The following is a 13,248-nucleotide window of genomic DNA, read 5'->3' on the forward strand; positions in this document are numbered from 1 at the left end:
CATTTGAGAGGTTAGGCTATACTCAAAGCGTCATGAATGTTACTCAAGAATATGAGCTATAGCTTGGACTGACGAGAGCGGGTTGTCTCCTACATCCAGCAAGGTGGCAAAATTAGTGAAGCAACTCAAATCTTCTAGGTCAGTTGCGCCACTATCCATCGCTGGCTGAAGCGAGACGACTTAGCCCCCACGGTTGTCCCCCGTCGTCATCAAACAGACCGTAATGGTGATGCTCACGGCAATACACCCAAGTAGCTGGCTCATTTAGATAGTATTCCTTTTTCCAAATGGGTAGGCGGTGTTTAATTTCATCAATGATGTAGGCCGCACCAGCAAAGGCTTGTTGGCGATGAGGCGCCGTCACCCCTACCCACACAGCAATCTCGCCAAGAGTTAGCGTTCCATAGCGATGGCTGGCGATCGCCCCCAGCAAGTCAAATTTCCCAATGGCTTCTGCTAGGATCTGTTCTCCTTCTTTAAGAGCCAAGGCAGGATAGACCTCGTATTCTAGGGCAGTGACGATCTTGCCGTGGTTGTGATTGCGCACCCAACCCTCAAAGCTAACAAAGGCACCGGCTCGCAAGTTGGCCAAGGGCTGCCACAACTGAGCTGGCTCTAGGGGAGTATTGGTTAGGGAAAATTGCTTGATCACCATCGCTTAGTTAACCCCCGGCAACAGGGGGAATAAAGACGACCTTATCTCCAGCTCGTAGGGGTTGATCCAGTGTCACAAACGTATCATTAGCCGCAACCTTAACATGGGTCAGATCAAGGGTAAACCCGTACTGGGTCTTTAGTTCTTGGTATAGCTCGCCATAGGTTTGGGCGGTGGTCACTCGCTCCTCCTGTTCCCGTTGGCTTTGCTCGCGTAACTGGGCAAAGTAGCGTAGATGAATAGTTTTAGGGCCGTCGGACATGGTGTAGGGCTTCCAGATAATCTTCAGGGGTGTTGATGTTGGCAGTAATGGTCGGCTGGGGTGGGGCAATCCGCTGGCAGGGCGATCGCTGGAGAATTTTCACAGGGCAGTAGATCCCTTCTGCATAGGCGGCCTCAAATACCGGCAGAGCTTGGGGGGTATAAATGGCACACAATGGCTCTGGGAAACCCTCTTGGGGATGGTGATAGCAGGTGGCCACCACATCTTCGCGGTAATGGTGCAACAGGGGCGCAAGGGTTTCTGTGGTCAAATAGGGCAAGTCACAGGCCACCACTAACCAGTTCACGTGGGGATAGGCACGTAAAGCTGTTAGGATGCCGGCAATGGGGCCAATCTGAGGCAGGGTATCGGGGAGGGTTGGCAAATCGGCAAGGGGAGTCCCCTGCCATTGATTGGGTTGCGCTGAGAGAAAGACTTGTTCGCAGGATTGAGCCAACAAATTGTAGAGGTACTGGGCATGGGGTTCGCCGTAGTAGTCTAGCAGGGCTTTGGCCTGACCCATGCGCTGACTCTGGCCGCCAGTGAGCACAAGGCCGTAGAGGGGATATTGGCCGAGGGTTTTCTTGCCACCACTTTTCGCCAGCAGGCGCACCTCGCGAATCACAATATGGGGGCTGAGGGCTTTGGCCATGTCGTAGATTGTGAGGGCTGCGATCGCCACCCCATGCAGGCTTTCCATTTCCACCCCGGTGCGATCGCGGGTTTTGACCTCACAGCGCAGGCGAATTCTAAGGCCACTCTCAAGTGACTCGATATCCGTCTCAAAGCGACAACTAGTAATCGGCAGCGAATGGCAAAAGGGAATGACTTCAGCGGTGCGTTTTACCGCCATTGTGCCAGCAATAATCGCCGTTTGCACCACAGGCCCTTTCGTGAGAAAGAGATCTCCCCCTTGCACATAGGCCTGAAAGACTGGTGGCAATTCAATCAGGGCTTCTGCCACCGCTCGGCGATCGCTCACGGCCTTCTCGCTAATATCCACCATCTGGGGTTGTTGGTTCTCATTGATGTGGGAGAGCATCCTCCTAGCCTCCAATCTGGTGCATCGCATGGTGAACTTCTGCTCCGCGCAAGCTGGGTTTCATGCCCAACACTTGCTCATAGGCGGCATACCGTTCCCTTTGACTTAAGCCCCGTAGGGACACCCCCGCCTCCTTAAACAGGCACGCTCGCAGGACACCATCCGCAGACAAGCGCCAACGGGAGCAGTGGCCACAAAAGGGTTGGGATTCTGAAGCGATAAAACCAATCTGCCCGCCACAGGCCGTCTCAAAGTTAAACGAAGTGGAATCCAAAGGACGTGGCACAGGTCGCAGATCATAATGCTGACGCAAGCGCTCAATCATCGTGGCAGCACTAACAAAGCGATCGCCCCCCAAGTGGCAAGCATAGCCAATGCGCATCAGCTCCAAAAAGCGCACCTCAATCCCCAACCCCTTGGCGTACTCCACCATCGGCACCAGTTCGTGATCATTGACACCCGCCATAACCACCATGTTCAGCTTCACCTGAAACCCTTGGTGAACCGCAGTGGCCACCGCCGCCTTCACCGTTTCCAAGTGGTGGCCATGACTAATGGCGGCAAAGGTTTCGGGGTCTAGGCTATCCAGACTGATATTCAAACGCCGTACCCCATATTGTTCCAAGAGGGGCAAAAAGGGCACCAAGCGAATCCCATTCGTGGTTAAGCTTAGCTCTGGCACCCCCACTGCCACCAAGGCTGCGACAATCTCAGCAAACTCGGCTCGCAGGAGCGGTTCACCCCCCGTTAGGCGCACCGACTCAATCCCCAGTGCCACCAGTTCAGCCACAATCGTGGCATACTCTGTGGGGCTTAAATAGGTCTGGGGGGGCATAAAGGCGGCATCCACGGGCATACAGTAAGTACAGCGCAAATTACAGCGATCGGTAACCGACAGGCGCAACTTGCGAATGTGTCGCCCTTGGTTATCCAGCAAACGTTGGCTAGGGATAGCTGTGGTGACAACCATCCGCCCTAACTCCACGGAAAATAGCGATAGCACTCCCCAGCGGCAAATATCCCTTGCGAGGCAGGTAGTTCCAAGAAGCCATCACTGTCAGCCAAGGCCAAAAAATCACCAGAGTTTTGCATCGGACGGGGGTGGGCAATCAGTTCAGCAGTTTTCGTGGTTTCTAGTTTAACGGGTAAAAAGTAGGTTAAGGGCTTCTCAAAAGAGAAGGGAGTGGCCAAGCGGGCATAGAGGCGTGGCATGTCCAAAATATAGCGGTGTAAACACACCAAACTGGAGACGGGGTTCCCCGGCAAGCCAAAGACTGCCGTTTGCTGCGTGTGATCCACCCCAAACCAGAGGGGTTTTCCGGGGCGCTGAGCGACACCGTGGATATATTGCTGCACGCCATGATCGCGCCACAGTTGCGGTAAATAGTCAAACTTGCCCTTGGAAACGCCGCCGCAATAAATCAGGAGATCGTACGCTTGGCTCGCTTGGCAGTAGTGGGTTGCCAGTTGCAGCGGATCATCGGGTAAATGGGTGATGCTGACGTGGCTGTACCCTTGGCGCTTGAGGGCAGCCATTAGGGCGTAGGCATTGGAGAGGCGCAGTTGATGGGGTTGAGGTACGTGGTCTGGCGGAATCAGTTCATTGCCGGTGGCAACAATTTGAGTGCGGGGGGTGCGCTGGACACAAACTTCGCTCTGCCCCACAGAGGCAAGAATGCCCCAAGCCGGACTGTGTAGAGGGGTACCTGCCGCCAGCACCTGTTGACCCGCCGGCGCATCACTGCCACAGCGGTGAACAAATTGATAGGGCGACCACAGTTCGGCGTGGCGGATATGGGCAATGCCGTCACGAATTTCCAGAGCCTCGTAGGGAATGACCAGATCGCAGTTCTGGGGCAACGCGGCACCAGTCATCACTTCCAAGCAGGCCTGTGGATCCGTCAACGTGGGGGGTACCTCACCAGCAGGGACAACCCCCAGAATCGGGAAGGCACGCTGACCAGATTCATAGGCGGCCCACCGCAGGGCAATACCATCCATCATGATGCGGTCAATGGGTGGGTAGGGGCGATCGCTGGTAATGGCTCCTGCTAGTCGGCTGTACTGAGGCTCAGTCAAAGAGATGGTCTCTGTGCCCCAATCGGGCAAATGCTGCTGAATCAGGTCAACGGCTGTTTCGACGGAAATCATTTTCTAGACAGGATTAACTGCGAAATAGGCGGCAGTAGAGCGTTTCGTGCTGCATACTGGCGAGGGCTAAGCCCAAGGTACAGCTTTCTAAATCATTGTCAGTCACATTTAAGCTCTGCTGCACGGTTTGCTGAATCTGGGGCTGAAGTTGGCGCAGAAGCACTTGACCCGCCGTCTGACCAAGGGGAATCAGTTTCACCGCTGCATTGATCAGAGTAGTGACCCAACTATGGAGATAGCCTAGAAGTGCGGTTTCTAGGGGAATGTCGGCAAGGGCAGCGGCAATGCAAAAGGCAACACTGACATTCCAAGGGTAGGGCTGACCAGTCTGAAGTTCTGGCGGTAGGCGATCGAGGGCAGCGACGAGGTTGATCAATGCTGTTCCCATTTGCCAATTTTGGGCACGCAGTTCGGCGCTTTCGCGGGCAGCCGAGAGCCACGCATTCCACTGGTGAACGGCGTCAAAATCGCCCTTGGCGATCGCCCCATAGACCCGCCCCATCACTGCTGTTTCCAAGTGAGCACTGCCAAAAGCCAGTTCAAAGGTGAGCCAATCCTGTACGGCGGCTGCTGAGGTGATCTTGCCTTGGGCAATCAGGGTCTCCAAGCCCTCGGAGTAGTTAAAGCCGCCAATGGGCAAAGCGGGACTCACCCACTGCAACAAGGTTAACAGCGCTGACTCAGTGAACATGGTAGGCACCGCGCTCGGGACAAAAGGGCGCGACTTCAAACGTTACTATTAAGCCCCGCTGTTCCAGCATGGTTTGCAACACGGAATCTGCCCCCAAGCGAAGATAATCGGTGTGAATTTCCAAGGGGAGGTGGCGATTCCCAAGGTGGTAGGCGGCCTGTAGAAGGTCAAGGGGAGTGGTAGCCATCACCTTTAGCGTGGGTTCGGGTTTGGCGTGAACCGTGACGACTACTGTGCCGTCCTCGTCCTGAAGGCGATCGCCCGGCTGTAACGTCATCCCGCGCGGCAACTTCAGATAGAGAGATTCCCCCTCATCACTGTGGCAATGGAGACGACTGCGACAGCGTTCCTCTGCGGTCAATGAGAGGTGCAACTGACGGGCATTTTCCAATGTTGTAGGGCAAAGTTGCGTCAGCGTGAACATCAAACCAGCGTCAACTCGACAATTTTATCAAAGCGGAAGGTTTTCACTAGTTGTTGAAGGCCTGCAATCAAGGCGGCTTCTTCGGATGGGATTTCAGCAATCAGTTCGCGAATGCGCTTGGCATTGAGCTTTTTGGCCGCTTCTTGGAGTTCAGCAATCCAAGGGCGGGGCATCACCATTAGGGCGGCTGGATCCAGCACCTGAGGACGGGGAGCACTTGCGGGGGGCAGAGCATCCTCGTAGGCATACTCTAGATTTAACTGGGCGGCGAGTCGTTCAAAAATCGTTTGCGGACGGAAGGGCTTGGCAATGTAGTCATCACAACCGAGATTCAGCAGTTCCTGTTTGTCCTGCTCAAAGCCACTGGCGGTCACCGCAAGAATTTTCGGGACGCAGACGGCTTCGCCGCGTCGGAGGCGATCGCCCACTTCTTTCTTGATCTGTCGCGTTGCCGTTTTACCATCCATCACGGGCATGCGAATATCCATGAGAATGGCATGGGGCTGCCACGTCCGCCAAATTTCAACCGCTTCTTGACCGTTGCAGGCTTCTTGACAACGAAAGCCTACGGGTTCTAGGAGCTGGGTTAATAATTGACGATTTTCGGGAATATCATCCACCACCAGAATGCGGACTTCTGAGGTGGGCGATCGCAGGCCAACAACGGTTTGTGCCCTTTCCTCCTCGAGTTCTTGGGGATCGCCAAGGCCAATGTTGATCTCAAAGTAAAAGTGACTTCCCTGCCCTTTCGTGCTACGGACTTGAATATCACCCCCCATCAATTGCACAAACTGGCGACTAATGGCCAACCCCAGCCCAGTGCCTTCACTCACTTTTTTACTGCTATCGGTTTGGACAAAGGGCTGGAAGAGCATTTTCAACTCTGCCGGGGTCATGCCAATACCCGTATCACTGACTTCAAAGGCGAGTCGCGGGGGTTCTTGGGCTTTATAGCTGACCTTGAGGGAGACGCCCCCCTCTTTGGTGAATTTAATGCCATTGCCCAAGAGGTTCACCAATACTTGGCGCAGCTTCATTTCATCAGTGGTTACCGCCACCGGCAGATTGGCGGGCAAATCAAAGACCAGACGCAACCCTTTAGCTTCAGCTCGCACCTTGAGCATTTCTTCGAGGGTTTGCAGCATCCGCCGCAGATCAAAGGTGGTTTCCTGAAGCGTGATACGCCCAGCTTCAATTTTGGCCATGTCAAGGACATCGTTAATCAAACCCAAAAGGTGTTCACCGCTGCGGTTGATCTTTTCAAGGGTTTGCCGATGCTGCGGTGCAAGGGTGCGATCGCTGAGCAAAATTTGACTAAAGCCGAGAATGGCATTGAGGGGGGTGCGCAGTTCATGGCTCATGTTGGCAAGGAAAATACTTTTGGCTTTGTTGGCTGCCTCTGCTGCCTCTTTGGCCTTGAGTAACTCCCGCTCCGCTTGATGACGTTGATGGGCTGCAAGGGCGATTGTGACAATATCCGCCACATTGGAGACAAAACTGCGTTCCTCCACCAGCCAAACCCGATGCTCGCCAATACTCTCAACACAGATCACTCCCAATAATTGACCATTGAAGATGATCGGCGCATCAATCCGAGAATACACCCGCTGAAGTTTGGCATAGTCCCGCAGTTCGTGGGTGCGCGGATCTGTGAGTAAATCATTGACCACGAGGGGTTCCCCGGTGCGCAGCAGTTTCAAGTACTCTGGATAGGGGGGCTGGGTGAGGTAGGTGGATTGAGTAGGGTTGTTGGCGGCAGGGTCGTACTGGACAACACATTTGAGGCGATCGCCCTGGAGTTCCCATGCCGAAGCCCGCTGGACGCGCAGTGTTGTTGCCGTCACTTGGATAATCTCCTGCAACGCCATACGAAAGTGTCCCTGTTGCACATGGGGAGATTGGCTCAGCTGCACCAAAGCAACATTGTGGTCATGAAGTACCCGTTCTTTTTCGGTCAGTTGTCGATTGGCCGCCTCAAGGGCAGCCGTCCGGTGCGCCACTTCCTCTTCGAGGCGTTGATTAAAGCGGTGGAGTTCACTAAAACTTTCCTGTAATTGCCCTGCCATATCCACAAAGGTGCGACCGAGGTTGCCCAACTCATCCTGAGTTGCGGTGTCCACCTCAGCGGCAATGTCTAGATCACCCACTGCAATTTTGTGGGCTGCAGCATTTAGCCGCTTCAGGGGGCGCACGATGTAGCCTGTCACTCCCCAAGTCAGCAAACTAATCAAGCCAAAGGACATCCCCAAAATCCACAGACCCGCCCACGTTTCTTCATGAATAAAGTCAAGCAGTGTGTCTTCATTGATACGAATGGCCAGACTCCAGCGTGCCTCGGGAATCGGCGCATAAAAGACCCATTGGCGCTCTTGGGAAAGCCAATCAGTGACCCATTGCTGTCCCCTTTGACCCGCCACCATTGCTCTGCCTAGGGCGGCAAGATCGCCGTGGTTGTTTTCCTTGGCAATGTAAAAAATAGATTGACCAATGAACTGGACATCGTTATGAAAGATAATCCGTCCCTTGCGATCCAAGACAAAGAACTGGCCTTCTTGGAGGGCTTGAATGTTCATGGTCTGCTGCAGGCTTTCTAGAGCCACATCCACCGTGGCGACTCCCCGAATTTGACCTTGGCGGCGGAAGGGCACCGAATAGGTTACCATCCAACTATCCCCCGCACCCCGATCAAAATAGGGATCACTCCAGCGGGGCTGACCGCTTTGAATTGGCTCTGTGTACCAGTTCCATTGGGGTTGGGTGTAGTCGTAAATTGTTCCCGTATCCTTTTGCCGCCATGTGCCCCCCTGCCGATAAATATAGGGGCAAAAGAGGCGCTTGCGGGGAGAAAAGCTATAGGGAGTAAAGGCAATCGCCGATCCATAGACCAAGGGATTGACAGTGACATTGCGGCGCAAAAATGCATACAGCTGCTGTTCATCGACCTTGGGGAAGGTTTCTAGGGCATAGGCAGTGGTGGTTGCCAGTTGCGCCACCTGCGCCAGTGAGTCGTTAAATTGATCGGCGTAGAGGGACACCAGCGTTCCCTGCCACTTTTCATAATCGGCAGTACTGCGGCCAATCAGGCGCGCCCGAATGTAGAGGAAAAGGCCGGTGTAGATGACAACAATCGGCAGGAGCGTCCCCAGCAAGAGCTTATGGCGAAAGGATAGCTTGCTGAGCATGGCGGCCTCGACCTCCCTAGGCTTTCCCCTTAATTTTAGGCTGCCTAAAAAGACCAATCCTCTAGGAAAGGGGACTGAGTACTTTGCTGTCGCTGTCAGTGGCCACTTCACCCACCACTTCCGGGGTATTGGCTTCCGAAGGCGGCACCACCTGCCAGAAGAGGGGTAAATAGTGCTCCCACTGCTCCAGAATCATTGCGGCCTTGGCACTCCCCGTGCGCTCGTGGTGGGCAGTAATCAGTTGTTTGAGTTGGGCGGCACCAATGGCAGAGGTGACCCGCTGGAGTTTGACAACTTCGGGGTTGACCTTGGCGGGGAAGTTACCCGCTTCATCCAAGATGTAGGCCAAGCCACCGGTCATACCGGCACCCACATTGCGACCCGTAGTGCCCAAGACCACGACCACCCCACCGGTCATGTATTCGCAGCAGTGATCCCCTGTGCCCTCGACAACGGCAGAGGCTTTGGAGTTGCGGACAGCAAATCGTTCACCGGCGCGGCCATTGGCAAAGAGAAACCCCCCCGTGGCGCCGTAGAGACAGGTGTTGCCAATAATCACATTCTCCGCAGCCGCATAGGGAGCATTGGCCGGCGGCTTGATAATGATTTCACCCCCATGCATCCCTTTGCCGACATAGTCATTGGCTTCGCCGGTGAGGTTGAGGATCATCCCCGGCAGATTGAAGGCGCCAAAGCTCTGGCCAGCGCTGCCTCGGAAGTGGAGGGTAATCTGACCTTCAAAACCCGTGTTGCCATACTTTTTGGCAATGGCACCCGCGATGCGTGCCCCGACAGTGCGATCGGTGTTGACAATGGGCAGCTCTAATTCAACGGTTTGCTGTTTCTCAATGGCGGCTTGCACCTCTGGGCGTGCCAAAATTTCATCATCGAGAACGGCACCGTTACTGTGCACTGTTTCGTGCTGCAACCACTGGCGATCGTGCCGCGTGTCGGGCAGCTTCGTCAAACAGTCTAGATTCAGGGGTGCAGTTTTCGTCAGGGTGACATCTTGACGAGGCACCAGCAGATCAGCGCGACCAATGATCTCATTGAGGGTGCGGTAGCCCAGTTGAGCCAGAATTGAGCGCACCTCTTCGGCAATAAAGAGGAAGAAGTTCACCACATGCTCAGGCATACCGGGGAAGCGCTGGCGCAGTTCTTCTTTTTGGGTGGCCACGCCCACGGGACAGTTATTGGTGTGGCAAATCCGCGCCATGATGCAGCCCTCGGCAATCATTGCCACCGAGCCAAAGCCAAATTCCTCGGCACCCATCAGGGCCCCCATGACCACATCCCAGCCACACTTGAGGCCACCATCCACCCGCAGAATCACGCGATCGCGCAGTTGATTTTCCAAAAGAACGCGGTGCACCTCCGTCAGCCCCAATTCCCACGGACTGCCAGCATGCTTAATCGAACTCAGGGGCGAAGCACCGGTGCCACCATCGTGACCGGAAATTTGAATCACGTCGGCGTTGGCTTTTGCCACCCCAGCAGCAATCGTACCAATACCAATTTCGGCCACTAGTTTCACGGAGACTTGCGCTTGGGGATTGATCTGGTGCAGATCAAAGATCAGTTGCGCCAAATCCTCAATGGAGTAAATGTCATGGTGGGGCGGCGGCGAAATTAAGGACACGCCCGGCTTTGATCGCCGCAGCATAGCAATGTAGGGGCTGACTTTCGTGCCCGGCAGTTGACCGCCTTCCCCCGGTTTCGCGCCCTGGGCAATCTTGATTTCAATTTGCTGGGCATTGATCAGGTACTCCGGAGTAACGCCAAAGCGCCCAGAGGCCACCTGTTTAATGGCGGAACTGGCGGTATCACCGTTGCGCAAGCCCCGCAGATGGGGAAATTGGGGAGAGTGCCCCTCAGCATCCACATCCGTCAGCACTTGGAAGCGAATCGGATCTTCGCCCCCCTCGCCAGAGTTGGATTTACCGCCAAGGCGGTTCATGGCGATCGCCAGCACCTCATGGGCTTCCCGCGAGAGGGCACCCAAGGACATCCCCCCGGTGCAGAAGCGTTTGACAATTTCACTGGCGGGTTCAACCTCTTCGAGGGGAATACTGGGGCGATCGCTCTGGAAGTCCAGCAGATCCCGCAGTGCTGTGGGTACCCGACCGGTGAGTTGACGGCGATAGACCTCGTAATGGTCATAGCTATTGCTGCTCACGGCTTTGTGGAGTGCCTTGGCCATCTCCGGATTATTCATGTGGTACTCGCCACCGGGACGGAATTGGACAAAGCCAAAGTTCTCCAGTTTCTTGGCGGTGAGTTCGGGGAAGGCCTTGTGGTGAAAAGCAATGGTTTCTTGAGCCAAGTCTTGAAGCGTCAGACCCCCCACCCGCGACGTAGTGCCAATGAAGGCCTTGTTGAGCAGGTCATCACCAATACCAATGGCCTCAAAAATTTGGGCACCGCGATAGCTAGCAATCAGAGAAATCCCCATCTTGGAGAGGATTTTTAGGAGTCCCTCCTCCACGGCTTTGCGATAGTTGGCCTGCACCTGTTGCAGTGTCAGTTGCGGCAGTTTGCCCTTGGCCATCAGGTTTTGGGTGCGATCGCTATGCCACCACTGGCGAATCGTTTCCCATGTCAAGTAGGGACACACTGCTCCGGCGCCATAGCCAATCAGGCAGGCAAAGTGATGGGTACTCCAGCATTGGGCTGTTTCCACGACAAGGGAGACGCGACGGCGAATGCCTTGGGTAATCAAATGGTGGTGCACTGCCCCCACCGCCAATAGGGGTGGGATATAGGACGTGTCGGCATCCAAAAGATGGGGTTCGCCAGCAAGGTTGTGGCGATCGCTGAGCACAAGGATTTCGGCGCCTCCTTTGACGGCGGCAGCGGCCTGTTCACAGAGCCGATTCACAGCGGCCTCAAGCCCCGCAGGCCCTTGGGCGATCGCAAACTGTGTCGAGAGCCGAGTGGTACCAAAGGGAGCCTTGAGAATTTCCTCTAGCTCTGCTTCATTAATGAGGGGAGAATTGAGTTGCAGCAGGCGGGCATCTTCTGGGCTTTCAACGAGCAAATTCCCCCGCGCACCAAGGCGAGTCACCAAGGACATCACCAGTTTTTCCCGCAGCGGATCAATGGCCGGATTGGTGACCTGGGCAAAGCGCTGCTTGAAGTAGTCGTAGAGTAGGTGGGGTTGTTGCGACAGCACCGCCAAGGGAATGTCATCCCCCATGCAGAAGGTGGGTTCCTTGCCATCCTTGGCCATGACCTCAATGATCATTTCCACATCTTCGGCGCTGAAGCCAAAGGCCATTTGCTGTTGTAGGCAGGTTTGGCTTTCGAGGGTGGGGGTTTCGCCATAGGGTTGAGGGGCAAGTTCTTGGCGATAGGTTTTCAGCCATTCGCCGTAGGGTTGCTGCTGTGCCACCCGCTGTTTGATTTCCCAGTTGGTGAGCAGCTCTTGGTGTTCTAAGTCAACGGCAATCATCTGCCCAGGGCCAAGGCGGCCTTTTTCAATCACCGTTGCTTCATCAATTTGAATACTGCCCGCTTCGGAAGAGACAATCACCAGATCGTCATTGGTGAGGGTGTAGCGTGCAGGTCGCAGGCCATTGCGATCAAGGGTGGCGCCGACAATTTTGCCATCAGCAAAGGCCACTAGTGCTGGACCATCCCACGCCTCTTGAAGGCCACTGTAGTATTCGTAAAAGTCCACCACCTCGGGGTGATCCGCCAAATCGGGCTGGTTTTGATAGGCCTCGGGAATCAGCATCATCATTGCCTGCAGGGGCTGCCGTCCCGATTGCACCAGCAATTCCAGCACATTGTCGAGGTTGGCGGAGTCGCTATTTTCGGCATTGACAATGGGCATGAGATCCGCAAAGGCTTCGCCCCAATAGGGATGGCTCAGTTGGGCGGCTCGTGCCCGCATCCAGTTGATATTCCCCAAGAGGGTATTGATTTCGCCGTTGTGTCCCAGCATCCGCATCGGTTGCGCCAAGGGCCACTTAGGCATGGTGTTGGTGCTAAAGCGGCGGTGATAAAGGGCAAAGGGGGTGATGTAGTTGGGGTTGCGCAAATCCTCATAAAACTGGGCCAGTACTGCCGAGCGCACCATGCCCTTATAGACAATGGTGCGGGTGGAAAAGGAACAGATATAGAAGTCCTGTCGCCAGTCCGCCTTGATTTGGGCGATCGCCCGCTCAATGCGCTTGCGCGCTAAGTAGAGCTGCCGCTCCAGTTCATCACCACTGGCTTTACTGGAAGCCACAAAGAGCTGTTCAATTTGGGGCTGATTTTGCCTTGCTTGGCGCCCTAAAACACTGGGATTCACGGGCACTGCTCGCCAGCCCAACAGGCGCAGTTCATTTTCACTGAGCACCCGTTCCACAATCCCCTTTGCCGCTGCCGTTGCCGCCCCTTGGGGCAAAAAGATCATCGCCACCCCAATCCGCTGGCGGGGAATGCCAAACTCCGGCAACAACTCCCACGGAATCGCCGTCATGATGCCAGCCCCATCCCCAGAGTCGCGATCGGCACTACAGCCCCCGCGGTGTTCAAGGCAGGTCACTCCCTCTAGGGCTTGGGTCAAGATGCGATGACTAGCTATCCCCTTGCGATGGGCAACAAAACCCACACCACAGGCATCTCGCTCGGCCACAAGCCAAGGCTGTCCATGGTAACCAACTTGATGCACGGGGGAAGAAAAGGCGGATTGTTGCATGGGTCTGAAAGCGTTCAATCGACTGAGGGGTCTAACGTTGTCTTGACAACAGCAACCAGCTCTAGGGACTGAAAAACGCCACGACTCGAAGGGAGGAGCCAAGGCGACAGTATACAGAGATTAGAGAGTGCTGGTGATGGAGCAACGTATAGGG

General features: G+C 55.1%; 9 protein-coding genes. All 9 read right to left on the reverse strand.

Annotated features, from left to right (window positions below; all coding sequences use genetic code 11):
* Positions 1 to 151 precede the first annotated feature (151 nt).
* A complete protein-coding gene (locus RHJ80_RS02550; protein WP_225901625.1) occupies positions 152 to 655 on the reverse strand; it encodes a molybdenum cofactor biosynthesis protein MoaE in 504 nt (167 codons plus the stop codon).
* Between the two features lie 7 nt (positions 656 to 662).
* A complete protein-coding gene (gene moaD / locus RHJ80_RS02555; RefSeq protein ID WP_206200937.1) occupies positions 663 to 917 on the reverse strand; it encodes a molybdopterin converting factor subunit 1 in 255 nt (84 codons plus the stop codon).
* Entirely contained in the window at positions 901 to 1,959 is a 1,059-nt protein-coding gene (gene moaC / locus RHJ80_RS02560; RefSeq protein WP_206200938.1) for a cyclic pyranopterin monophosphate synthase MoaC, read from the reverse strand. Before moaC ends, moaD begins: the two co-directional genes overlap by 17 nt.
* A 4-nt stretch (positions 1,960 to 1,963) precedes the next feature.
* On the reverse strand, positions 1,964 to 2,929 hold the full coding sequence (gene moaA, locus RHJ80_RS02565; RefSeq protein WP_190278050.1) for a GTP 3',8-cyclase MoaA: 966 nt from the start codon (positions 2,927 to 2,929) through the stop codon (positions 1,964 to 1,966).
* 5 nt (positions 2,930 to 2,934) lie between these two features.
* Positions 2,935 to 4,110: a molybdopterin molybdotransferase MoeA gene (locus RHJ80_RS02570; protein WP_206200940.1), complete on the reverse strand. Its 1,176-nt coding sequence runs from the start codon at positions 4,108 to 4,110 to the stop codon at positions 2,935 to 2,937.
* A 13-nt stretch (positions 4,111 to 4,123) separates the two neighbouring features.
* On the reverse strand, positions 4,124 to 4,801 hold the full coding sequence (locus RHJ80_RS02575; protein WP_206200941.1) for an urease accessory protein UreF: 678 nt from the start codon (positions 4,799 to 4,801) through the stop codon (positions 4,124 to 4,126).
* On the reverse strand, positions 4,791 to 5,225 hold the full coding sequence (gene ureE, locus RHJ80_RS02580; RefSeq protein WP_310801404.1) for an urease accessory protein UreE: 435 nt from the start codon (positions 5,223 to 5,225) through the stop codon (positions 4,791 to 4,793). The genes RHJ80_RS02575 and ureE overlap by 11 nt, the downstream gene beginning before the upstream one ends.
* Positions 5,225 to 8,407, reverse strand: coding sequence for an ATP-binding protein (locus RHJ80_RS02585; RefSeq protein ID WP_310801405.1), 3,183 nt, complete (start codon positions 8,405 to 8,407; stop codon positions 5,225 to 5,227). The genes ureE and RHJ80_RS02585 overlap by 1 nt, the downstream gene beginning before the upstream one ends.
* Positions 8,408 to 8,468: 61 nt before the next feature.
* Positions 8,469 to 13,094 (reverse strand): glutamate synthase-related protein, encoded by a 4,626-nt coding sequence (locus RHJ80_RS02590; RefSeq protein WP_310801406.1) that lies wholly within the window; start codon positions 13,092 to 13,094, stop codon positions 8,469 to 8,471.
* Positions 13,095 to 13,248 lie beyond the last annotated feature (154 nt).

This window comes from Thermosynechococcus sp. QS41, assembly GCF_031583515.1.
Taxonomy (GTDB): domain Bacteria; phylum Cyanobacteriota; class Cyanobacteriia; order Thermosynechococcales; family Thermosynechococcaceae; genus Thermosynechococcus.